Origin of the sequence: Nocardia sp. NPDC058519 (assembly GCF_042719755.1) — a bacterium.
Taxonomy (GTDB): Bacteria; Actinomycetota; Actinomycetes; order Mycobacteriales; family Mycobacteriaceae; genus Nocardia.
Map to the genome: position 1 here is coordinate 1 of NZ_JBHXNK010000017.1, position 20,895 is coordinate 20,895.

General features: G+C 66.0%; 23 protein-coding genes. 12 read left to right on the top strand and 11 right to left on the bottom strand.

Annotated elements, in window-relative coordinates:
- Nucleotides 1-99 precede the first annotated feature (99 nt).
- Complete coding sequence (locus tag ACFWPK_RS19425; protein ID WP_378917617.1) at nucleotides 100-348, bottom strand: hypothetical protein; 249 nt, start codon at nucleotides 346-348, stop codon at nucleotides 100-102.
- Nucleotides 349-880: 532 nt separating this feature from the next.
- Here ACFWPK_RS19425 and ACFWPK_RS19430 point away from each other — a divergent pair.
- From ACFWPK_RS19430 to ACFWPK_RS19440, 3 genes are all read left to right on the top strand, one after another.
- Entirely contained in the window at nucleotides 881-2,095 is a 1,215-nt protein-coding gene (locus tag ACFWPK_RS19430) for an XRE family transcriptional regulator (protein ID WP_378917619.1), read from the top strand.
- On the top strand, nucleotides 2,092-2,976 hold the full coding sequence (locus ACFWPK_RS19435) for a phosphotransferase enzyme family protein (RefSeq protein ID WP_378917621.1): 885 nt from the start codon (nucleotides 2,092-2,094) through the stop codon (nucleotides 2,974-2,976). Before ACFWPK_RS19430 ends, ACFWPK_RS19435 begins: the two co-directional genes overlap by 4 nt.
- Before the next feature lie 186 nt (nucleotides 2,977-3,162).
- Entirely contained in the window at nucleotides 3,163-3,387 is a 225-nt protein-coding gene (locus ACFWPK_RS19440; protein WP_378917623.1) for a hypothetical protein, read from the top strand.
- On the opposite strand, the gene ACFWPK_RS19445 is transcribed toward ACFWPK_RS19440, so the two are convergent.
- On the bottom strand, nucleotides 3,336-3,884 hold the full coding sequence (locus ACFWPK_RS19445; protein WP_378917625.1) for a hypothetical protein: 549 nt from the start codon (nucleotides 3,882-3,884) through the stop codon (nucleotides 3,336-3,338). The genes ACFWPK_RS19440 and ACFWPK_RS19445 overlap by 52 nt on opposite strands.
- Before the next feature lie 176 nt (nucleotides 3,885-4,060).
- On the opposite strand from ACFWPK_RS19445, the gene ACFWPK_RS19450 reads away from it, so the two are divergent.
- Nucleotides 4,061-4,939 (top strand): hypothetical protein, encoded by an 879-nt coding sequence (locus tag ACFWPK_RS19450; protein ID WP_378917627.1) that lies wholly within the window; start codon nucleotides 4,061-4,063, stop codon nucleotides 4,937-4,939.
- Between the two features lie 263 nt (nucleotides 4,940-5,202).
- Here ACFWPK_RS19450 and ACFWPK_RS19455 read toward each other — a convergent pair whose 3' ends face one another.
- Both ACFWPK_RS19455 and ACFWPK_RS19460 read right to left on the bottom strand, forming a co-directional pair.
- Entirely contained in the window at nucleotides 5,203-5,856 is a 654-nt protein-coding gene (locus tag ACFWPK_RS19455; RefSeq protein ID WP_378917629.1) for a CoA transferase subunit B, read from the bottom strand.
- On the bottom strand, nucleotides 5,853-6,599 hold the full coding sequence (locus tag ACFWPK_RS19460; protein ID WP_378917631.1) for a CoA transferase subunit A: 747 nt from the start codon (nucleotides 6,597-6,599) through the stop codon (nucleotides 5,853-5,855). The genes ACFWPK_RS19455 and ACFWPK_RS19460 overlap by 4 nt, the downstream gene beginning before the upstream one ends.
- 252 nt (nucleotides 6,600-6,851) lie before the next feature.
- Here ACFWPK_RS19460 and ACFWPK_RS19465 point away from each other — a divergent pair, with 252 nt between their 5' ends.
- The gene (locus ACFWPK_RS19465; protein WP_378917633.1) at nucleotides 6,852-7,631 is read left to right on the top strand and encodes an IclR family transcriptional regulator C-terminal domain-containing protein; all 780 of its coding nucleotides are present in this window, start codon (nucleotides 6,852-6,854) and stop codon (nucleotides 7,629-7,631) included.
- 18 nt (nucleotides 7,632-7,649) lie between these two features.
- Nucleotides 7,650-8,858 (top strand): acetyl-CoA C-acetyltransferase, encoded by a 1,209-nt coding sequence (locus tag ACFWPK_RS19470; RefSeq protein WP_378917635.1) that lies wholly within the window; start codon nucleotides 7,650-7,652, stop codon nucleotides 8,856-8,858.
- A 21-nt stretch (nucleotides 8,859-8,879) separates the two neighbouring features.
- Here the strand turns inward: ACFWPK_RS19470 and ACFWPK_RS19475 are convergent, their stop codons facing one another.
- Nucleotides 8,880-9,626 carry a helix-turn-helix domain-containing protein gene (locus tag ACFWPK_RS19475; protein WP_378917637.1) on the bottom strand — a complete coding sequence of 249 codons (747 nt, stop codon included), beginning with the start codon at nucleotides 9,624-9,626 and terminating at the stop codon, nucleotides 8,880-8,882.
- 404 nt (nucleotides 9,627-10,030) lie between these two features.
- Between ACFWPK_RS19475 and ACFWPK_RS19480 the strand changes: the two genes are divergently transcribed.
- From ACFWPK_RS19480 to ACFWPK_RS19505, 6 genes are all read left to right on the top strand, one after another.
- Complete coding sequence (locus ACFWPK_RS19480; RefSeq protein WP_378917639.1) at nucleotides 10,031-10,921, top strand: NAD(P)-dependent oxidoreductase; 891 nt, start codon at nucleotides 10,031-10,033, stop codon at nucleotides 10,919-10,921.
- Nucleotides 10,918-11,319, top strand: a complete 402-nt coding sequence (locus tag ACFWPK_RS19485) for a nuclear transport factor 2 family protein (RefSeq protein WP_378917641.1) — start codon at nucleotides 10,918-10,920, stop codon at nucleotides 11,317-11,319. The genes ACFWPK_RS19480 and ACFWPK_RS19485 overlap by 4 nt, the downstream gene beginning before the upstream one ends.
- Entirely contained in the window at nucleotides 11,319-12,395 is a 1,077-nt protein-coding gene (locus tag ACFWPK_RS19490; protein WP_378917643.1) for a maleylacetate reductase, read from the top strand. The genes ACFWPK_RS19485 and ACFWPK_RS19490 overlap by 1 nt, the downstream gene beginning before the upstream one ends.
- Nucleotides 12,392-13,276 carry an intradiol ring-cleavage dioxygenase gene (locus ACFWPK_RS19495; protein ID WP_378917645.1) on the top strand — a complete coding sequence of 295 codons (885 nt, stop codon included), beginning with the start codon at nucleotides 12,392-12,394 and terminating at the stop codon, nucleotides 13,274-13,276. Before ACFWPK_RS19490 ends, ACFWPK_RS19495 begins: the two co-directional genes overlap by 4 nt.
- Before the next feature lie 195 nt (nucleotides 13,277-13,471).
- Nucleotides 13,472-14,704: an MFS transporter gene (locus tag ACFWPK_RS19500; RefSeq protein WP_378917647.1), complete on the top strand. Its 1,233-nt coding sequence runs from the start codon at nucleotides 13,472-13,474 to the stop codon at nucleotides 14,702-14,704.
- 87 nt (nucleotides 14,705-14,791) lie between these two features.
- Nucleotides 14,792-15,856 (top strand): zinc-binding dehydrogenase, encoded by a 1,065-nt coding sequence (locus ACFWPK_RS19505; RefSeq protein WP_378917649.1) that lies wholly within the window; start codon nucleotides 14,792-14,794, stop codon nucleotides 15,854-15,856.
- 29 nt (nucleotides 15,857-15,885) lie between these two features.
- On the opposite strand, the gene ACFWPK_RS19510 is transcribed toward ACFWPK_RS19505, so the two are convergent.
- Genes ACFWPK_RS19510 through ACFWPK_RS19535 form a run of 6 tightly spaced genes read right to left on the bottom strand, consistent with a single transcriptional unit; the run spans nucleotide 15,886 to nucleotide 20,540 of the window.
- Nucleotides 15,886-16,380, bottom strand: coding sequence for a hypothetical protein (locus ACFWPK_RS19510; protein ID WP_378917651.1), 495 nt, complete (start codon nucleotides 16,378-16,380; stop codon nucleotides 15,886-15,888).
- A gap of 11 nt (nucleotides 16,381-16,391) precedes the next feature.
- The gene (locus ACFWPK_RS19515; RefSeq protein ID WP_378917653.1) at nucleotides 16,392-17,015 is read right to left on the bottom strand and encodes a hypothetical protein; all 624 of its coding nucleotides are present in this window, start codon (nucleotides 17,013-17,015) and stop codon (nucleotides 16,392-16,394) included.
- A complete protein-coding gene (locus tag ACFWPK_RS19520) occupies nucleotides 17,012-17,626 on the bottom strand; it encodes a hypothetical protein (RefSeq protein ID WP_378917655.1) in 615 nt (204 codons plus the stop codon). Before ACFWPK_RS19520 ends, ACFWPK_RS19515 begins: the two co-directional genes overlap by 4 nt.
- A complete protein-coding gene (locus tag ACFWPK_RS19525; protein WP_378917657.1) occupies nucleotides 17,623-18,378 on the bottom strand; it encodes an ABC transporter ATP-binding protein in 756 nt (251 codons plus the stop codon). Before ACFWPK_RS19525 ends, ACFWPK_RS19520 begins: the two co-directional genes overlap by 4 nt.
- Nucleotides 18,371-19,462: a FecCD family ABC transporter permease gene (locus tag ACFWPK_RS19530; protein ID WP_378917659.1), complete on the bottom strand. Its 1,092-nt coding sequence runs from the start codon at nucleotides 19,460-19,462 to the stop codon at nucleotides 18,371-18,373. Before ACFWPK_RS19530 ends, ACFWPK_RS19525 begins: the two co-directional genes overlap by 8 nt.
- Nucleotides 19,443-20,540: an ABC transporter substrate-binding protein gene (locus ACFWPK_RS19535; protein ID WP_378917661.1), complete on the bottom strand. Its 1,098-nt coding sequence runs from the start codon at nucleotides 20,538-20,540 to the stop codon at nucleotides 19,443-19,445. Before ACFWPK_RS19535 ends, ACFWPK_RS19530 begins: the two co-directional genes overlap by 20 nt.
- Between the last annotated feature and the right edge of the window lie 355 nt (nucleotides 20,541-20,895).

Below are 20,895 nucleotides of genomic sequence, written 5' to 3' on the forward strand. Positions count from 1 at the left end.
CGCACCAGCTCCGCACGCTCGGCGTCGGACACAACGATCTCAACAGCAGAAGGCCCACGATTCGACACGCAAACAGGCTAACAATTTATCTGGCTCATTTCAGGCGTGACACACTAGTTTCGCTTCGCCGTAGATCCGGTGGCGGTATTCGCCGCGCAGGACGTTGCTGGCGTAGGTCCAGCGGTGGTTGTGGGGGCGGTCGTGGTAGCCGGGCCCGAAGATGTGCAGCCGCAATCGGATGCCGGATTCGGTGTCGTCGTGCAGCACGATTTTGTCGAGGATGTCGTAGTGCTCGCACAGCGGCGTGAGGTCGGGGTTGTCGGGGAGGGCATTGAGGGCACGACGCAACAGGTATTTGCTCGCGGCCAGGAGGTCGAAGGCTTTTCGGGTGGCTGAGTATGTTCGCGGAGCCGAAACACATGCCGGTCAGGATCTTTGCCGAGTGCGAGGGTGAGTGTGGTCTTGCCGGACGCGGGTGGTCCGAGGATCGGCACCAGCAGGGATAGCGCCATGTCGCCCCTTTTCGCAGATTTCGTTGCGGACACCACGACAATCGCGGTGACGGGCGCCAAAGCGCTATACGCGCAACGGATATCAGACGATTGCGCACATACAGTGGTCGTATACACGCTGGGTATCACCGGTGGTACGGTCCGGGAAATCGTTTGGGGACGGCGAGATCGCTGGAGCGGGGCGGATGACGCGAACGAGCGAGAACGAACGGCACTGCACGTCGTGCGGGAGCCGACTGAGTCGATACAACACCGGCACCTCGTGCAGCAGCTGCGCGCGAACGTCGCTGCTTTCTGTCGGCCCGCCGATGTTGCCAGCCGAATTCTGGGCCAGCGACCACATGCGAGACGCCCTCGGGTCCTGGCACATGGGTCGAGTCATTTACGCGTTCCGCACCCACCCGATGCATCAGACCTCGATCACGCAGCTCGATGTCGCGAACTGGCTCGACATCACCCAAGCCACGTTGAGCCGCATCGAAACCGGCGACGCGCCAGAGGTCATGTCGAAGCTGATCAGGTGGGCAACGATTCTGCGCATCCCGGAGGAACTGCTGTGGTTCCGCCTTCCGCACAGGGATACCGTGGACGAGGTGGACCGCCAAGGATTTCTGCGTGTGGCCGCGGCGACCGCCGCCGCCGTGGTCTCACCCGGCAGCGTGCTGCGTCTGCTGGACGAGACCAGAGCCACGCCCATCCCTGCCCGGGTGGGCGCCGTCGAGATCGCGCAAATCCGGGATGCCGCGCAGCTGTTCGCCAAGTGGGATGCCACCTACGGCGGCGCGCTGGTGCGCGAGGTCGTAGCGACCCAGCTACGAATTGCCGAAGGCTACCTCGACGCCCAGTGCGCGCCCTGCGACCGAGCCGATTTGTACCTGGCCGTTGGTTCGCTTGCCCACACCGCGGCGTTCATGGCGTTCGACGCATGCGCGCACAACGACGCCGAGCAGATGTTCGGCCTCGCGCGCGACTGCGCCAAAGAGGTCGACGCGGTGCACCTGCACGCGAAAGTGCTCTCCTCGATGACGCGCCATGCCATCTGGACCGGTAAGAACTACGACGGCTTGGCCCATATCCAGGAGGCACTCACGTTGGCGCCGAGCCTGACAGCGACGGAGCGGGCGATGCTGTACACCGCCGAGGCGCGCGTGCGCGCAAAGCTCGGTGACGTACAGGCGGTGCTCACTGCTGTCGGCCACGCAGACGAACAATTCGCCAACTCCTCGCCGGCCAACGATCCGGTCTGGATGCGCTACTACGACCGCGCCCAGCACGCAGGCGACACCGGACATGCGCTGTTCGATATCGCAGTGAAGGGCAGCTTCACTGGCGAGGCACGTGACCGTCTGTCCACGGCCGTCCGCGGACACACCGACCTGGCGGCCCGCTCACGCACGATGTCATCGATCAAATTGGCATCGCTGGTCATGGCCACCGGCGACCCAAACGAGGCGCGCTCGATCGGATCAGCGGCCCTCACACGCGCAAACGCATTGCATTCACGTCGCGCAGCCCAGGACGTTCAAGAGCTACACCGGTATGCCCGCCGCGCCGGAGTCGACCTCACGGCGACACCAGCGTGAGTCAACCGGAAATCGAGCAGGTGGCGCGGGAAGCCTGCGCCACTGCGGGATTCGAGAACCCGCGTCTGGTGCCTATCAAGGTCGCCGAGAACGGGATATACAGACTGGCCGACCAACAGGTGGTGGTGCGAGTAGCCCGCATCGGACAGGCCGAGGCGGCATCCAGGGAGCTCATGGTCGCGAGATGGCTTCAGGCCAACGGTGTCGCTGCCGTCGAACCAGCAGGCAGCCGCGCTGATTTCGTCGACGTAGACGGTCGGCCGGTCACGTTCTGGCGCGAGCTCGGCCCGCATCGACCGGGTACCGAACAGGAGATCGCTACGGCATTGCGCACTCTCCACGGCCTGTCGGCACCTGAATTCCTCAGCGAGGTACAGCCTTTCGTCCGACTCGACGAACGCATCGATGCCGGAAGTACTCTTACGCCGGGGGATAGGCAGTGGCTGCGTGACCAGCTGTCCGAGTTGCGAGCAGGGTGGAAGGAGCTGGCGCCGGGTCAACCGCGGGGTCCGATCCATGGCGATGCGTGGGCAGGCAACGTGGTCACCACTGAGGCGGGAGTGACCACGTTCCTCGATTTGGAGCGTGCTTCGATCGGGCCACCGGAGTGGGATCTGACTTCGACCGCGATCAAGCACAGCTCGTTCGGATGGATCCCGGAGCAGCGATACGAGTCATTTTGGCGCGCATACGGTTACGACGTCACAACCTGGCCCGGGTTCGCGTTGTTGCGTGATATCCGTGAGTTGCGGATGACGTGCATGGCCGTGCAGTCGGCCGGGTCCAAACCTGAGCATGCTGCGCAAGCTCTGCATCGGCTCGATTGCCTACGCGGACGAGTCGGCCCTCGACCCTGGAGCAGTTGGGAACCGATCCCGTAACCTCGTCCCGGTCAGCGATGTGCTGCAACAACTCGAGCATCTCGTACCTACCCCACCGTGCTCGCGGCCGAGCGTGCAGGGCGACTGCACTGGCCGGGATGTACCTGGGTGCCGACGTCAGGCGGTCGCCGCGATCGGGGCCGCGGCGATCATCCAGTTGCTGAACTCGCTGGCCAGGTGCCATTGATGCTGGTGGATGAGCCTGGCGGGCAGGCTACCCGGGAACTGGCAGGTCAGCAGGGCTTCGAGAGTGCCGTCACGGTCGCGGAACTGGTGGCGGACGCCGCCGATGACCAGGCCGTCGTCGAGCTGGGCCTGGCCCGCGATCTGGATGGGGTAGTCGGGATCGGCGGGGATGGTCAGTGTTTCGGTTCTGCTGTAGTCGACGAGGAACCGCGACGCCGTGGGTGAGCCGCCGGTCGTTTCGACGACTTCCTGAAGCCGTTGGGCAGGCCGCGCAGCAGGTAGTGGTCCGGGGTGGCGTCGACCATGTCGACTTCGATGTTGGAGATGGTCAGGTTGTTGAACCAGTCGGCGAATCGCTGCGCGGAGTAGTGGGGGACGTGAAGTCGGGTGACCGAGTACTTGACCCGGCCCCGGCTGGCGGCGATGCCGACCCGTGCCATCCGCTCGGAGATGGCCAGTTCGCGCTTGAGCAGTGCGTAGATTCCCGCGTGGCCCAGTTCGGTCTTCATGGCAGTGAGGGCGGCGCGCTGGACATCGAGGGGCGCGTCGAACGCTCTGCCGATCGTGAAATCGGGCAGGAGTTCGGCTGTTCCGCGGTGTCCCAGGCGCCTGGCGAACTTCTTCAGCACCGCTTCGGCACGCCGCGCTTCCCAGGCGCGCACCTGCTGGCGCGTGACGCTCTGTTCGGCGAGGAACGCTCGGATCTCGATGGGATCGTCCATGGCGGCTACCACCTCTCATTAAAGCTATTACGACTTGCGTTAAGGTTGCCCTTTCGAAACTGGAAACGCAAGTGTCTGTGGCGTTAATTATGCGCAACCTGTTGACATCGTGACGAGGGCAACGGAAGCTGTGTTATCGCAAGAGCTACTAGCGTTAGATTGAAAGGAATTGGTCAATGCTGACCAGGAGAAGCTTCATCGTCCGTGCCGCCGGGGCGACGGCCGCCACCGCGGCGGTTGCCTACGCCGGTACGGGGACCGTCTTCGCCTCCCCTGATGCGTCGGCAGCCGGGCTGCGGACATACATCGACGGTCACCTGGTCGACCAGGGCAAGGTCGTCGAGTGGGAACGGCGGCGGCTGTCGGTCGCCGCGGCGCGGATACGCAAGGACTACATCGGCCTGCTGACCGGTGAGCTCGACTCGCTGCTCGCCCGCTTCGCGGTAGATGTCGACGACATTCCCGCCGCCCGCGCGGCGCTGGCACGGGCTCGCGTGCTGATCGGTCCCCAGGGTTTGCGTGAGCTGCTCGCAGGCGAACTCGTCGCCTCCGAGGCCGCCACCCGGGCCACGCTCGCGGCGTCGGGTGGACGCTGGGTGGTGGCGACGGTCGAGATCGCCAGCGATCGCGGCAGCGCACAGGGCTTCATCGACACGTTCGACCGCGCGCGGGTGAACAACGACCAGGCGTTCTGGACCGGCGCGTGCCCGGACCACTACATCATCGCCACCCTGCCCGACGGGCGGCAGGAGGTCATCGAGGTGACCGGTGGAGCGGTGCTCGCCAGCCGGTTCCTCGTCACCTACACCGACCCGTCGAAGGTAGTCGCCCCCGTGGACCCGGCCTACCCGCTCTCGGTCGCCGGAGCTGCCACCCTCTCTGACGGTGAACTCATCGGCGGGGTGTGTCATCAGTTCCGTGACGAACCCGGTGGTGGGTTCCGCAGTCAGCTGAAGGTCGCGTTCCCCGCGGCCGTGCCCGGCCTGTATGTCACCGAGCACCAGTGGCATCTCGCGACCGAATTCGGCAACTGGATCGCGGCGTATCTGCGCTGATCCGGAAGTGTCGGTCGCAGCGGTCGGGGCGCCATTCCCGGGCGCGAGATCAGGCAACCCTCGAGCAAGTCACCGAGCACGGCATCGAGGGCTTGACCATCGGTGATGTCGCGGCCCGCGATCGGATCTGATGGTGCTGGCCGCGCAGGTTTCCGACCTGATCTCGCGCCCGGGAACGGCGCGGCTGATGGGGACCACCGTGGCTCTGTCGTCCGATCCCGTGAAGCCCACACCCCCGTTCGATGTGGGCTTCACACCGGATCTCACCGGGCAGGCGCGGTAGCGAGCGCGACCGTGAAATCTGCTCCGGTGGCCTCTCGAACGTCGGATTCGCTGACTCCCGGCGCGGTTTCGACAAGTGTCAGCCCGTCGGGGCCGATATCCAGCACCGCCATCTCGGTGATGATGCGGTGCACGCAACCCAGCCCGGTCAGTGGCAGGGTGCAGCGATCGACGATCTTGGGTTCACCGCTGCGGGACCGGTGTTCCATCATCACGATGACCCGTTTCGCGCCGTGGACCAGGTCCATCGCGCCACCCATGCCCTTGACCATCTTGCCCGGAATCATCCAGTTCGCCAGGTCGCCGTTGGCGCTGACCTGCATCGCGCCGAGAACGGCGACATCGACGCAGCCGCCGCGGATCATCCCGAAGGACTGGGAGGAGTCGAAGTAGGAGGCGCCGGGCAGTACGGTGATCGTCTCCTTGCCCGCGTTGATCAGCTCGGGATCGACTTCTTCGTCGGTCGGGTACGGTCCGACGCCGAGGACGCCGTTCTCCGAATGCAGAACGACCGTGACATCGTCGGGCAGGTAGTTCGGCACCACCGTCGGCATACCGATGCCGAGGTTCACGTACTGGCCGTCACTCAACTCGCTGGCCACTCGGGCCGCCAACTCCTGGCGTGTCCAGGTCATGCCCGCACCGTCCTGTTCTCGATTCCGACCTCGACTGTGCCCACGTGCACCACGCGCTGCACGTGGATGCCGGGGGTGTGTACTTCGTCTGGATCCAGTTCGCCCGGTTCCATCAGGTGCTCGACCTGGGCGATGGTGATCCGGCCTGCCGTGGCGGCCGGGGGATTGAAGTTGCGCGCGCTGCGGCGGTAGACGAGGTTGCCGTGGCGGTCGCCCTTCCACGCGTGCACGAGCGCGAAATCGGTGACGATCGCATGTTCGAGCACGTAGGGCACCCCGCCGAAGACCCGGGTCTCCTTCGCGGGACTGGCCAGCGCGATCCCGCCGTCGCCGTCGTAGCGCAGCGGCAGACCACCGTCGGCGACCTGTGTGCCGACGCCCGCGGGGGTGTAGAACGCCGGAATGCCCGCACCGCCCGCCCGCATCCGCTCCGCAAGGGTGCCCTGCGGCGTCAGTTCCACTTCGAGTTCGCCGGAGAGGAACTGACGCGCGAACTCCGCGTTCGAGCCGACGTAAGAGCTGGTGGTGCGGCGGATCCGGTGTGCTTCGAGTAACACGCCCAATCCGACGCCCGCAGTGCCGCAGTTGTTGCTGACGACCTCGAGATCGGTGGCGCCGTGGGCGAGTACGGCGTCGATGAGTACCTGCGGCACCCCGACCAGACCGAACCCGCCGACCGCGAACGACGCGCCGTCTTGAATATCGGCGACGGCCTCGGCTGCCGTCGCAATGACTTTGTCCATCACACCGGCGATACTAGACGGCATGTTCGCATTGCGCACTTCTGTTCGTATGGCGAACGCTTGCGTTGGCTGGAGTTGTGGGCATAGCTTGTTCATTATGCGTACGTCTGTTCGCATAATGAACATCCGTTTTCGTGCATGCCGAGCCTTGTGTCCGATCCCCGCGACGTAGCCTCGGGCCCGGCTCGGTGTACAGACGTTCGCCGCGGGTGGACGCCATCGGGCCCAGTGGGAGAAGGAGTTACGGCCGCCATGACAGAACCGTCGCCGGATTACGTGCAGTCCCTCGCGCGCGGCCTTGCCGTCATCCGGGCCTTCGATGCAAGGCATCCACGACGCACCCTCAGCGAGGTCGCCCACGCCACCGACCTGACGCGGGCCACCGCACGGCGTTTCCTGCTCACCCTCGTCGAACTCGGGTATGTGCGCTCCGACGGAAACCAGTTCTGGCTCACGCCGCGCGTGCTCGAGCTCGGGTACAGCTTCTTGTCCAGCCTGACCCTGCCCGACCTGGCGGGCCCGCACCTCGAGGCGCTGGCCGAGAAGGTTCGTGAGTCGACCTCGGTGTCCATCCTGGACGGCACCGACATCGTCTACGTCGCCCGTGTACCCGTCAGCCGGATCATGACGGTGTCGATCAACATCGGGACCCGTTTCCCCGCCTACGCCACCTCGATGGGGCGGGTTCTGCTCGCCGACCTCGACGCCGACGCGCTGGAGAACTATCTGGCGAAGGTCGACCTGACACCCCTCACCGACACGACCGTCACCACGAAACGGCAACTGCGTGCCGAGTTGGCGCAGGTCCGCGCAGACGGCTACTGCGTCGTCGATCAGGAGCTCGAGCAAGGACTGCGGTCGATGGCCGCGCCCCTGCGTGACCAGCACGGCGCAGTCGTTGCCGCGGTGAACATCTCCACCCAGGCCGCCCGCTACACGCTCGGTGAAGTCCGCGACGTTCTGATCCCCGCCCTGCTCGAGACCGGCGCCGCGATCGAGCACGACCTCACCCGGATCCGATCCAACACCTGACACCTACGAGGAAGAGCTATGCCCGAAGCTGTTATCTGCGAACCCCTGCGAACCCCGGTCGGCCGATTCGGCGGAGTCTTCAAGGACATCGCCCCGCAAGACCTCGCTGCGACCGTGATCACCGAACTGATCACCCGCACCGGACTCGACTCCGCGACCGTCGACGACGTCATCCTCGGCCAGTCCTCGCCCAACGGCGAGGCACCCGCGATCGGCCGCATCGCCGCGCTGGACGCGGGCCTCGGCATCGGCGTGCCCGGCATCCAGGTGGACCGGCGCTGTGGATCCGGCCTGCAAGCGGTGCTGCAAGCCTGCATGCAGGTGCAATCCGGGGGCAGCGATCTCGTCCTCGCGGGCGGCGTGGAATCCATGAGCCGCACCGAGTTCTATGCCACCGACATCCGCTGGGGTATCCGCGGTGACGGTCCGGTCCTGCACGACCGCCTCGCCCGCGCTCGAATCACCGCTGGTGGCAGGAACTTTCCGGTCGATGGCGGCATGATCGAAACCGCGGAGAACCTGCGTGCGCAGTTCGCCATCAGCCGCGCGGACCAGGACGCGCTCGCCGTGCAGTCGCACCAGCGTGCCGTCGACGCGCAACGCGATGGCCGCTTCGAGGCGGAGCTGGTGAGTGTCGCTGTGCCGCAACGTAAACGGGAACCGCTGCTGGTGCGCGCCGATGAGCACCCACGAGCCGATACCGACCTCGACACGCTGGCGAAGCTGCGCCCGATCCGTCTCGGTGTCGATCCCGAATCCACCGTGACAGCGGGAAATTCCAGTGGTCAGAACGACGGCGCGGCCGTCTGTATCGTGACGACACCGCAGCGCGCACAAGCACTCGGGCTGCGCCCCATGGCTCGACTGGCGTCGTGGGCGGTCGCGGGAGTACCGCCGTCCACCATGGGCATCGGACCGGTGCCCGCGACCGAGAAAGCGCTCGCACGACTGGATCTCACGCTCGACGACATGGACGTGATCGAACTCAACGAGGCCTTCGCCGCGCAGACACTGGCCGTGCTGCGGACCTGGAAGGTCGAACCCGACGACCCGCGCGTGAACCCCAACGGCTCGGGGATCTCCCTCGGTCATCCGGTCGGCGCCACCGGCGCCAGAATCCTGGCCACCCTGCTGCACGAACTGACCCGCCGCGAGGGCCGCTACGGCCTCGAAACCATGTGCATCGGCGGCGGACAAGGGCTGGCGGCTGTTTTCGAACGCCTCTGATCCGCCCGGGACCGGTCGCGACTAGCCGTCGCGGCCGGGCTCGGCCGAGGGTGGTCGCACGGCGGAGGCGCCGAGCAGATCCAGTGCGTCGACCGCATTCGTCACGCGCAGTGGCGATTCGGTGTCGGTCTCACCGAGCTGTGCTGCGACCCATGCCCGGGTGGGACCGGACTCGTGGCGGCCCGCGACGAACCACACGCCCCGCGCGGGTTCGCTCGACTGGTTGACGTACATGTGTGGCCGGGTGGAATCGAAGCACAGCGAGTCGCCCGCGCCGATGGTGTACCTGTCGAAGTCGAGCAGCAGCGTCAACTCTCCGGTGAACAGGTAGGCGTACTCGGTTCCGGAGTGGCGCATCGGCATTCGGTCCACCGAACTCGCGGCACCCGGCTCGTAGGTGACCAGCAGGGCGTCGACACCAGCGTTCGGATCGACCGCGAGCTTTTCCCACCGGACGCCGTTGGCCATCTCGAGCACCGGGTTGTCCGCGGCGCGTTGAACTACCCCCGTGGACCGGCTCGTGCCCGAATGTCCGGCTGGTTCCGCGGTGGGCTCGGTGCGGCCGTACCGAATGCCGAGCAGATCGTCGAGGGAGACCTCGAGATGGTTGACGAGAGCGTAGAGGGTGCTCACCGACGGCTGGGACTTGTTGTTCTCGATCTGTGAGAGCTGGCTGGCGGAGATGCCCGCCGCGGCCGCCAACCCGCGCAGACTCGAACCCCGATCCAGACGCGCCTGCTTCAACGCCGGCCCGATCCTGTCCTGCATCAGCGCACCCCTGTCCACTCGCCGAAACAAAATCAACTATCAGTGAACACTACGGGTTCACTATGGGTGAACACTATCTACGGCGCACGGTGAACCTTGGTAGCCCCATCTCGACGTGGTGTTTCGAACATACTTCTGATGCCTGAGGTGCCTCTTCTCGTGAGTTGGACACGAGCTGCGCGTCCCGTTCGATGCGACAAACGTTGTGCCGTGGTTGACATCACTCTCTATATGTTTAATGATACTGAACATATTCACAGTGGCTTCAGCCCCGTTCCCCGTCATCGACGACGAAGGAGACTCGTGTCCTACCCGATTGCGCGGCTTCGGTCGACCTGCTTTCCACCACCTCCCACGACCGCTCGCCGGTTGGCCACGACGACCTCGGTAGCGGGGGAGGGGCCGTGCTGATCGGATTCGCGGGCCTGGGCCGCATGGGCAGGCCGATGGCGGCCCACCTCGCCGCGGCCGGGCACACCGTTCTCGCCTACGACCCACACGTCGAGCAGGCGCCACAGTGGATCAGCCTCGTCGACTTCCCCGACGCGCTGGCTGCCACCGCGTTGACGATCAGCATGCTGCCCGACGGCGAATCCACTCGAGGCCTGGTCGTCGAGGGACTGCGCAACGTCGGGCCTGACCACCTGCACATCGTGATGGGCACCGTGGGCCCGGAGATCGTCCGCGAACTCGCCGACCTGCCGCACCTCGCGGTGATCGACGCGCCGGTGTCGGGCAGTGTGTCGATGGCCGAAACCGCTGCTATCACCACGATGGTCGGTGCCACGCCCGAACAGTTCGAGCGGGCACAACCGGTACTGGCCGCGATGACCACCGCCCAGTTCCATGCCGGACCGGTCGGCTCGGGGTCCACGGCAAAGCTCGCGGTCAACGCAGTCCTCGCCGGGCTGAGTCAGGCTGTCGCAGAAGGACTTCTGCTCGCCGAAGCCGGTGACCTCGACCCAGCCACGTTCTACGACATCCTGCGCAACAGCGCGGCGGGCGCGCCCTATGTCGGCTACAAGCAGCAGGCCTATCTCGCGCCGGAGGCGACCCCGGTCGCGGCGCCGGTATCGCTGATCCGCAAGGACCTCGGCCTGGCTCTCGCGCTGGCCCACCGCCACCGGCTGATCCTGCCCGGGTCCGAAGCCGCGTTCGCCGTACTCGACGACGCCGTGGCCACCGGGCTGGGTCAGGCAGACATGGCCGAGGTCCTCACCGTCTTGCGCCGCCGCAACGGCGTGATGTTGCGCGAAACCCTTTCCACCGCACCACAGACAGGAGCGCTTTCATGACCAGCGATACCCTCGCTACCGCCGAGATCGAATCGACCATCCGCTCGCTCGAGGACGCACGCTACGCCGCGGTGGTGGCAGGCGATATCGACGGCTTCGCCGCGTTCGCGCACCCCGAGCTGCTCTACACGCACTCCAACGCTGTGGTCGACACCCTCGACAGCTACCTGGAGAAACTGCGCACCGGCTTCTACGTCTACCACCGGATCGATCACCCCGTGCACCGGATCGTCGTCGCGGGCGACACCGTGCTGGTCTCCGGTGAGATGCGCGCCGACATCACCGCCGGTGGGGTGCGCAAGCAACTGGCCAACAGCGCACTCGCGGTCTGGGTGCGCGACGGCGAACGGTGGCTGCTTCTCGGCTACGGGCCGACGGTCATCTCGGGGGCGATCTGATGACACAGTTCACCTACGACGGTCTGCCCGGCCGGGTCGTCTTCGGCGCCGGCGCCGCGCGCACCCAGTTGCTCGCCGAGCTCGATCTGCTCGGTGCCCGCCGCATTCTGCTCATCGCCACCGATGCCGAGAACGACACCGCGACACAGCTGTGCGCTCCGTTCGCCGATCGGGTGGTCGCGACCTTCTCCGAGGTCCGTCCCCATGTGCCCGCCGAAGTCGCCGAGCTCGCCCGCAAGGTGGCAGTCGACGCCGACGCCGACGTAGTGCTGTCGGTGGGCGGCGGCTCGACTACGGGAACGGCCAAGATCGTCGCTCTGACCACCGGTCTGCCGGTGCTCGCCGTGCCGACGACGTATGCCGGTTCCGAAGTCACCCCGGTCTGGGGACTGACCGAGCGTGGACGCAAGACCACCGGGACCGATCGGCGGGTACTGCCCAAGACCGTCGTCTACGACCCGGTGCTGACTCTTTCTCTGCCGGTGGAACTCTCGGTCGCCAGCGGACTCAACGCGGTGGCGCACTGTGTCGAGGCCTTCTGGGCGCCACGGCGCAGCCCGGTGTCCAGCGCGGTCGCCGAAGACGGCATCCGTCACCTGGTCAACGGGTTGGCCACGATCGCGTCCACCCCGACCGGCCTGGCCAGTCGCGGTGAATTGCTGCTCGGCGCCTACCTGGCCGGATCGGCGTTCGCCATCGCTGGATCCGGGCTGCACCACAAGATCTGCCACGTCCTCGGCGGGGCGTTCGACCTGCCCCACGCCCACACTCACGCCATCGTGCTGCCTTACGTGTTGGCCTACAACGCCCCCAACGCGAGCGAGGCCGTCGACCGGATCGGCCGCGCACTCAGGCGAGTCGACATCGTCGACGGACTGCGTGAACTGGGTGGTGCGGCCGGCGTACCGGCGGGGCTGCGCGAGCTCGGCATGGACGAGTCCGGTATCGACGACGTGATCGGCGACATCCTCGCGATCGCGCCCGCCGACAACCCCACACCTGTCACTCCGGACGGACTGCGCGCGATCCTGCACGGCGCATGGGCAGGATCCGACCCCGCGGGGCCTCCGGCATGACCGGCGACCCGGCTACCGCCGTCGACAAGGAACAGGCTGTCACCGAGGAGGTGCTGGCCAGCTTCGACGCCACCCCCGATCCTCGGTTGCGCGAGGTGATGCACAGTCTCGTGCGGCACCTGCACGCCTTCGCCCGCGATGTCCGGCTCACCGAACACGAGTGGGAGTCGGCGATCGAATTCCTCACTCGCGCAGGGCATATCACCGACGAGCGGCGCCAGGAGTTCATTCTGCTCTCCGATGTGCTCGGCCTGTCCATGCTCACGGTCGCCATCAACGAACCCGCCGAGCCCGGCGCGACCGAGTCGACGGTGTTCGGTCCGTTCTTCGTCGATTCCGCACCGGAGATTGCGCTCGGAGGCGATATCGCCCGGGGCGCGAAGGGTCTGCCGTGCTACGTATCCGGGCGGGTTCGCTCGGTCAGTGGCGAGCCGATCGAGGGTGCGCGGATCGAAGTTTGGGAAGCCGACTCCGACGGCTTCTACGACGTCCAGTACACCGACGACCGCTCGGCCGGTCGCGGGTGGCTGCGCTCGGGTGCCGACGGTGAATACCGATTCTGGTCGGTACTGCCCGCGCCGTATCCGATTCCCCACGACGGCCCGGTCGGCGACCTGCTGACCGCGACGGCCCGCGGCCCGATGCGCCCCGCGCATCTGCACTACATGGTCACCGCGCCGGATTTCCGGCCCCTGATCACCCACATCTTCGTCGCGGGCGACCCCTATCTCGACTGCGACGCGGTGTTCGGGGTGAAGGAGAACCTCGTCGTCGAGGCCGTCCACCACGTCGATGGCACCGCCCCTAACGGGACGCATCCGCAGGATGGCTGGACGAGCATCACGTTCGACCTGGTGCTGGCCACCCACGACGGCAGCTAGCGCCCCGTCTCACACACGACCGGACCCGTCGAGGTCCGGGTCTAACGGCACCGCCATGCCTTTCGCCGGAGTCACGCACTGGCCGGCGATCACTCGGTGCCGGTTCCACCCATGCAGTGAACACCCGTTCCCTGCGATTCGAAGATCACTGCTGCCCGGGCACGACCCCCAGCAGTTCACACTGGAGGTACAACGATGCGACGTACTCGTTGGATCGTGCTCGGTGGGTGTTTCCTCGCCTACCTGTTCGACGCGCTGGAAATCGTCCTGCTGTCCATGGCACTACCGTCCATCCGTAAGGACTTGGGCATCACGATCACCCAGGGCGGTCTACTCGCCACCGCCACCCTGGTCGGCATCGGTGTCAGCAGCGTCCTTGGCGGCTATGTGGCCGACAACTTCGGGCGCAAGAAGGCGCTGCTCGCCGCGCTGAGCATCTTCGGCATCTTCACAGCGGTGATCTACGTCGTCCCGAGCTACGAGGTCTTCCTGCTGCTGCGGTTCCTCGCCGGTATCGGGCTCGGCGCGGTCTGGAGCGTGGTCTCGGCCTATGTGGTCGAGACGTGGCCGGAGAAGCACCGTGGTCGCGCCGCCGCGTTCGTGATCAGCGCATTCCCTGCCGGTGGTGCGATGGCCGCCACGATCTCGGGCTGGTTCCTGCCGGATTGGCGACTGATGTTCCTGGTGTCCGGTTGCGCGGTGGTGCTCCCGATCGCCATCGTCGCGATCTTCTTCAAGGAATCGGCTACCTGGGCAGCTCAGAAGGCCGACAACGCCGACGATGTCGTCTCTGTACGCGATGTGCTGGGCTCCTCGCTGCGCCGGCGAACACTGCTCGGCACCCTCATGGCAGCACTCGCGCTGTTCGGCTATTGGGGTGCGATGACCTGGCTGCCGACCTACCTGACCACCGAGCGTGGGCTGCCGTCGACTTCGGTCGCACTGTTCATCACGATGCTCAATCTGGGAATGTTCGTCGGCTACAACGGGTTCGGCTTCCTCGCCGATCACATCGGCCGTCACCGGACGATCATCATCACCTTGCTCGGCGTCACGCTGACACTGCCGATCTACGCGCTCACCACCCAGGAGACCGCCCTGCTGTGGATGGGACCGCTGTTCGGCGCGTTCACCGCCTTCTTCGGTCTGTTCGGCTCCTACCTCGGGGAACTGTTCCCGACCAGAGCCCGCGCGACCGGCGCGGGCTTCTGTTTCAACGTCGGGCGCGGTGTCTCGGCGCTGGCGCCGTTCGCCCTGGCCGGACTGGCGGCGAGTATCGGATTCCAGGGCGGTCTCATCGTGTGCGCGGGCTTCTTCGGCCTCGCCGCTGTGGTGGCAATGTTCTTGCCCCGCGGCAGCACCGTCGCCGATGACGTTGTCGCCCAACCGGTTACCGACCCACGCGACGGAGAACCCGTCAAGGTGTGACAGCAGGTGGTCTGGGTCGCCATGGCGACCCGGACCACCTCTCGGCGCCCGAATCTTATCCACCATCTCGACGAGGAAGACACTGCTGTGCCATCGACGATGCAAGCCGCCGTCTACTACGGCCCCCGCGATATCCGACTCGAAGAAGTCGACATCCCAGCCCCGGGCAATGGGGAAACACTCGTGCGGGTGTTGCGATCGGGGATCTGCGGGACCGACGCCTCCGAGTGGACCGCCGGGCCGAAAACCTTTCCCGTGCAACGCCGCCACCCACACAGCGGCCATCTCGGTCCGATCATCCCCGGCCACGAATTCGTCGGCGAGATCGTCGAGGCCGACCCGGATTCCGGCCTCACCGCGGGCAGCCTGGTCGCCAGTGGCGCCGGCGTCTGGTGCGGTGAGTGCCGACGATGTGGCGAAGGCCGAACCAACCAGTGCACGCAGTACCGAACCCTCGGGCTGAACGTCCACGGCGGCATGGCCGAATTCGTCGCGGTCCCGACGAAAACACTGCGCCCGTTGCCCACCGGGCTGCCCCTCGACCACGCCGGACTCGCCCAACCCCTGTCCGTCGGCATCCATGCGGCCCGCCGGTCCGGTGCCCGTGAAGGCGACAACGTCATCATCATCGGCGCCGGCGCGATCGGCTCGTTCGTCCTCGCCGGTCTGCGACACCTCGGCGAGTTCGACATCACCGTCATCGACTTCCCCGGTAGCCGCCTCGACCGCGCGCAACGCCTCGGCGCCGATCGCACCCTCGCTCCGTCGGAATCCATCGCCGCCGATGTCGTCGACGCACTCGACGGCCGCAAACCCGACGTCGTGATCGAGGCCAGTGGGGCGCCCGGCCAGCTGGCGGCGGCACTCGAGATGGTCGTCGACGGTGGTCGTGTCCAAGCCGTCGGCATTCCCAAGGACAAGCCCGCCCTCGACATGCACTCGATGATCTTCCGCGAGATCACCCTCGACACGACGCTGGCACACGTCTGCGACACCGACCTCCCCGCCGCGCTGCACATCCTGGCGGCAGACCCGCTGCTCGGCACCGAGTTCGCCGAAACCCCGGTAGGACTCGCACAGCTCGGCGCATCACTCGATCGGCTTGCCGCCGGGCAGGTGGAAGGCAAGATCCTTATCGACCCCGGCGTGTAATCGGTCAGGACAGGCGTTGCCGCGGGCTGTCACACCACCTCATAGACCTCCTGGGGATCCCGCCGCAACAGCCGGTCGGTCATCTCCAGCTTGAGCTGTGCGAGATGTGCCTCCTCGTCGTCGGTTCGGTTGGGCTTGCGTGAGAGCACGATGAACTCCTCGACGACGAAGCCGTCGTCGCGCAACTGCACTGTCACAACGTCGTCGCGGTAGGCGAACTCCCAGACATAGCGCTCGAGCATTACCCCACGTTCGGGCTTCTCCAGGTCAGCAGTCACCGTGTACTGCCCCTCCGTGACGGCGCGCAGCACCATCTCGACGGCATCGCGCCCGCCGGGTCCACGGAATCCCGTCCGTACCTTCACCTCTCGCCGATTCACCGCCGGAGCCAGGTTCGGCAGCGCCACCCGCATCGCGGTGTAGCCGTGTGCCACACCGCCCGGGTAGCCGGGACCGTGGTATTTGAGCACGTCGTCGAAGGTGAAATCCAGGGTGGTCGTGCCCTCGAGAACCAGTAGCGACATTCGATCTCCTCTCAGCTCCGCGTGGCCCACTGCATCGCGGAGTACAGCAATTGGGTTGCGCCGGGCATGAATCCGGAGCCGTGGTGATAGACCGGATCCATCGTGGTCACGAGCAGCCGGCCGGGGGTGCTGAGTTCGTCGAGATAGAGCAGCGAACCGTCTCGTTCGCCGGTGACGGTCTCGAGGTCCACCAGACTCACCGCACCCTGTGGTGGCTTCAGCACACCGTGAAAGTGCCAGATCACCGATCGATCCGCGAAGTACGGCCAGGCCGGATGATGCGGTGCACGCAGCCGGATCCGATGATCCTCGCCGGTTCGCCACCACCAGAAGTTGGTCGGCCGACTTTCCTCCTGGACCCCGGGTAGCCATTCGCCGACACCGTTCTCACCGAACACCACCATCGTCGCGCCCCGAGCCAGGCACTCCAGCAGCACCGGCGATCTCGGAATCAGCAGATCCGGGCGCAGTCGATCACTGACCACCACCACATCGGCGTCGGCCAGCGCGACCGGCTCCAGCTTGCGGATGTGCACAGGCCGAATCCGGTACGGCGCCAACGCTGGGTCGGCGAGTGTCGCCAACTGCGCGTGGGTGCCGCCGTGCACGAAAGCCACCCGCGGCATCGCGCTCATCGTTGCCCCAACCACGACAACAGCTGTCCGGTAAGGAAACTCGTGCCGCGATCGGCGCCCGCGAACTGCAGGAGATCATTACCGCCGTGCACGAGCACGTGTCCCGCACCGAGCCGATACGCGTAGTCGATCGGACCAGCGGTCGGTCCGATCGTGTGGACGATCTGCGCGTCGTCGGGGAGGTCGAGGTAGTAGCCGCGACCATAGAACCCGGCGACTCCGATGCGCGAGATCTCCTCGAACGTCAGCCGACCCGGCGTGCCGGTGTTGTAGAGCAGCGCTTGAGGATCGATGCCCGCCCACACCGGATGCTCCGACACCCGAGTCAGCGCGAGATCGGCGGGCTTGCGGAACTCCAGCTTCCGCCAGCGGGTCAGACCGTCGAGAAATACCCGCTGGACGTGGCCGTTGACCACCATCCGGCCGCCCTCGAAGACGAACCGGCCCAACAACTCCCGAATCTCGGCGAGAAACTCCTGATCGACGTCCGCCGCGAGATAGATCCCGGTCACCTCGGTGAGATCGGCCTGGGGCAGGTCGTAGAGATCGATGTGCCGCCAGCCGTCGGACTCGACGGCACCCGGCACCATCACCGCACGCAACACCGTCATGACACACCCCGGCCGAAGTCGGGAACGATCAACCGGCGCACCGCCGTCGAGGTCTGGACATCGGCGGTCACGATGGCGAGTTCGTACAGTTCGCTCAACACGTTGTCGGTCAACAACTCTCGGGTCGGGCCCACGCGCTGATCACCGGAGTCGACCATCAGCACCACGCGTTCGGCGATGTGCAATGCGTGATCGGGATGATGGGTCGTCATCACCACCGCCATACCTTCGTCGGCGAGCGACCGGAGCAGCGTCAATACCCGCGCCTGGTTGCGCAGATCCAGCGCCGAGGCCGGTTCATCGAGAACGATGGTGTCGCAATCGGAGACCAGTGCCCGGGCAATCAGTACCAATTGCCGTTCGCCACCGCTGAGGCGGGCGTAGTCGCGCTCGGCGAGGTGGGAGATTCCCACCCGGGCCAGTGCGGCCGCGGCGGCGAGACGGTCGCCGCGGGTGGGTGTGCCGTAGATCTTGACCCGACGCGCTCGGCCCATCAGCACGGTGTCTGTCACCGAGAACGAGAAGACGACCGCATGACTCTGCGGCACGAAGCCGACCTTGCCTGCGAGTTCGACCGTCCCTTCGGTCGGCGCCACCAGTCCGGACAGGCACTTGAGCATCGTTGTCTTGCCACGGGCGTTGGGGCCGAGCACCGCCAGCACTTCTCCGCGCCGGACATCCACGGACACGTCGCGAAAGATCCACGGTCCCTTGGCCGAATAGCGAAACGACATCGACTTCGCTTCAAGCATCGCTACCCCACAGCTGTCGCCGATTACGGATCAGCAGCAGTACGAAGAACGGCGCCCCGATCATGGCGGTGAGAATTCCGATCGGGATCTCGGCGGTGCTGAGTATGCGTGAGAGCGTGTCGATCAATGTCAGGTACGACGCTCCGAGCAGCGCGCTCATCGGCACCACGATCCTGTTGTCGGTGCCGACCATCATCCGGACCAGGTGCGGAACCATCAGCCCGACCCAGCTGACCACCCCGGCGACCGACACCGCGCCTGCGGTGATGAGGGCGACGCAGCCGAGCAGCAGCAGGCGCATCCGAGTCGGCTTCAAGCCGAGCGACACCGCGTCTTCGTCGCCCATCGCCAAGATGTTCAGCCGCCATCGCAGCGCGATCACCACCGAAGCCCCGATCGCGATCGGAACCGATGCGATCAACACCTTGCCGTAGGTGGCGGTGGCGAGGGAACCCAAGAGCCAGAACACGATCGACGGCAACTGCTGCTGCGGGTCGGCGATGTAGGTCACGAAGGACACCATCGCCTGGAACATCGCGCCGACCACGGTGCCGCCGAGGATGATCATCAGCAGCGGCGATCCCGGTGCGGCACGGGCGATCAGCAGAACCAGGACGAGCGCGAGCACCCCGCCGGTGAAGGCGCCACCGACGAGGTAACCGCCGCTGACGCCTCCGAACAACATCAGCACTCCGCCGAACGAGGCGCCGGAGGACACTCCGAGTACCTGCGCGCTGGCCAGCGGATTCTGGAACACCGCCTGCATCACCGCGCCGGTCAATGCCAACCCGGCACCGATGACCATCGAGAGCAGCACCCGCGGCAATCGGATATCGAACACCACGCTGCGCTCCTGGGGAAGCCAGGTCTCCCGGAGCGGAAGTACCTGTCCCAGCAGCAACCGGGCGACCTCGTTGGGTGGAACGTAGTACCGGCCCACCGCCAGCGCGGTAATCGCCACTACGACAAGGACGATCACCAGCGCCACGCCTACCGCCGGGGCCCGCCACTGCCGAGGTCGCGTGACCGTCGACCGGTCGTCAGCTACGGCCGCGGCGTCGATCTCAACCGCGGAAATGGTCATAGTTCGCAGAGTCCGCGTTGAGGTCGAACCGCAGCACCTTGTCGATCTCCTCCTCGGAGATCGAGTAGCCGAACAGGTTGTCGAAACTCGTCTTGATGTTCTTGCGCAGGTCGGCACCGGCAGTGTTGGGGTAGAGCACTTCGTGCATCCACTGCCACATCAACGGTGACTCGATGCTGGAAACCTGCCACCGATAAGCACCGAGCGGTGTTTTGTACACCCGCCGGTCCTGCACGGCCTTCACCCCGGCCAGGCGCGGGTCGGCATAGATTTCGGCGGGCGTGCTTTCGTCGAACCCGCTGAGCATGATCACCTCGGGGTTCCAGGTGAGGATCTGCTCCGGGGTCACCTGAGCCGCGTCGGAGACGAAGTCCTTGGTCACCAGGTCCGCACCGACGAGGTCGAACTGGAATCCGTCGTATCCGCTCGCCTTGGTGGTCGAGTACGCATCACCGACGCGCGACAACATCATCGCGCGGGGCCGCGAAGTCGTCTCGGCAGCCACCTCGGCGCGGGTGGCGGCGATCTCCGTGTGATGCCAGTCGACCAGTTCCCGGCCGCGGTCGGGCTTGCCGGCGATCTGCGCGAAGAGCGTGATCCAGGTTTCCAGATCCTGCTGCGTCCCATACTTCAATCCGACCACCGGGAACCCGGCCTTCTCGATCGGATCGGTGACATCGGCACCGCGATCGCCCCACTGCACCACGACATCCGGGTCGAGTTGCAGCAGCGTCTCGACATTGGGGACGAAGTTGGGACCGGAAACCACGGTCGATTGCACCGACTGCGGGAAGATGGTCGCGAACATTCCGCCCTTGTTGGCGGCCAGAGTCGACTGGTTGATCCCCACGATCCGGTCGTAGCTGCGATCCACCGCGGCGAAGATCGACGGCGCCGGGATGACAGCGAAGGCGATCTTGCGCACGTCACCGTCGATCGTCACATTGTTGCCGCGCTGATCTGTCAGCTGGATCTGTGACGCACCGGCTGCGGCGTTGTCGGAAGCCGCCGATTCGCGACTCGAGCATCCGGACACGGCCGCTGCGGCAACCAGTCCCAGCGCGGTGATCCGCCGCACGGAACGCGATCGAAATTTTCCAGGTAAAGCGTGCAACGACATGCCTCTCGCGGTTCTTGTTTGATGCGGTTCACCCTTCCCAACTGGGAGAATCGGGTGAACGGAGGTGAGGTTAGCATAAGCTAACTAAAATGTGGGCAAGCTGAACCAGGACCGCGCGAATCCTCCTCGGGGCGAGGAAAATCGCAGCTCATCCGACGTAACCGATCGTCTGCTAGCCGTCGAGTGGTGGCCGGTGTGACCGACCCGATGTCGGAAAGCGAGTAGCGCGCATAGCTCTCCCCGGGCACCGAAAATCGTTCGCGCGCAATCGATGCGGCCGGATAGCGTGGTGAGACCTGCGGATGAGCTCTGG

What these genes read in the sequence shown, in the direction of transcription:
- ACFWPK_RS19430 (WP_378917619.1), top strand. Translation starts at nt 881, where the DNA reads ATGGGTCGAGTCATTTACGCGTTCCGCACCCACCCGATGCATCAGACC.
- ACFWPK_RS19440 (WP_378917623.1), top strand. Translation starts at nt 3,163, where the DNA reads ATGCTGGTGGATGAGCCTGGCGGGCAGGCTACCCGGGAACTGGCAGGT.
- ACFWPK_RS19445 (WP_378917625.1), bottom strand. Translation starts at nt 3,884, where the DNA reads ATGGACGATCCCATCGAGATCCGAGCGTTCCTCGCCGAACAGAGCGTC.
- ACFWPK_RS19450 (WP_378917627.1), top strand. Translation starts at nt 4,061, where the DNA reads ATGCTGACCAGGAGAAGCTTCATCGTCCGTGCCGCCGGGGCGACGGCC.
- ACFWPK_RS19455 (WP_378917629.1), bottom strand. Translation starts at nt 5,856, where the DNA reads ATGACCTGGACACGCCAGGAGTTGGCGGCCCGAGTGGCCAGCGAGTTG.
- ACFWPK_RS19460 (WP_378917631.1), bottom strand. Translation starts at nt 6,599, where the DNA reads ATGGACAAAGTCATTGCGACGGCAGCCGAGGCCGTCGCCGATATTCAA.
- ACFWPK_RS19465 (WP_378917633.1), top strand. Translation starts at nt 6,852, where the DNA reads ATGACAGAACCGTCGCCGGATTACGTGCAGTCCCTCGCGCGCGGCCTT.
- ACFWPK_RS19470 (WP_378917635.1), top strand. Translation starts at nt 7,650, where the DNA reads ATGCCCGAAGCTGTTATCTGCGAACCCCTGCGAACCCCGGTCGGCCGA.
- ACFWPK_RS19475 (WP_378917637.1), bottom strand. Translation starts at nt 9,626, where the DNA reads ATGCAGGACAGGATCGGGCCGGCGTTGAAGCAGGCGCGTCTGGATCGG.
- ACFWPK_RS19485 (WP_378917641.1), top strand. Translation starts at nt 10,918, where the DNA reads ATGACCAGCGATACCCTCGCTACCGCCGAGATCGAATCGACCATCCGC.
- ACFWPK_RS19490 (WP_378917643.1), top strand. Translation starts at nt 11,319, where the DNA reads ATGACACAGTTCACCTACGACGGTCTGCCCGGCCGGGTCGTCTTCGGC.
- ACFWPK_RS19495 (WP_378917645.1), top strand. Translation starts at nt 12,392, where the DNA reads ATGACCGGCGACCCGGCTACCGCCGTCGACAAGGAACAGGCTGTCACC.
- ACFWPK_RS19500 (WP_378917647.1), top strand. Translation starts at nt 13,472, where the DNA reads ATGCGACGTACTCGTTGGATCGTGCTCGGTGGGTGTTTCCTCGCCTAC.
- ACFWPK_RS19510 (WP_378917651.1), bottom strand. Translation starts at nt 16,380, where the DNA reads ATGTCGCTACTGGTTCTCGAGGGCACGACCACCCTGGATTTCACCTTC.
- ACFWPK_RS19515 (WP_378917653.1), bottom strand. Translation starts at nt 17,015, where the DNA reads ATGAGCGCGATGCCGCGGGTGGCTTTCGTGCACGGCGGCACCCACGCG.
- ACFWPK_RS19520 (WP_378917655.1), bottom strand. Translation starts at nt 17,626, where the DNA reads ATGACGGTGTTGCGTGCGGTGATGGTGCCGGGTGCCGTCGAGTCCGAC.
- ACFWPK_RS19525 (WP_378917657.1), bottom strand. Translation starts at nt 18,378, where the DNA reads ATGCTTGAAGCGAAGTCGATGTCGTTTCGCTATTCGGCCAAGGGACCG.
- ACFWPK_RS19530 (WP_378917659.1), bottom strand. Translation starts at nt 19,462, where the DNA reads ATGACCATTTCCGCGGTTGAGATCGACGCCGCGGCCGTAGCTGACGAC.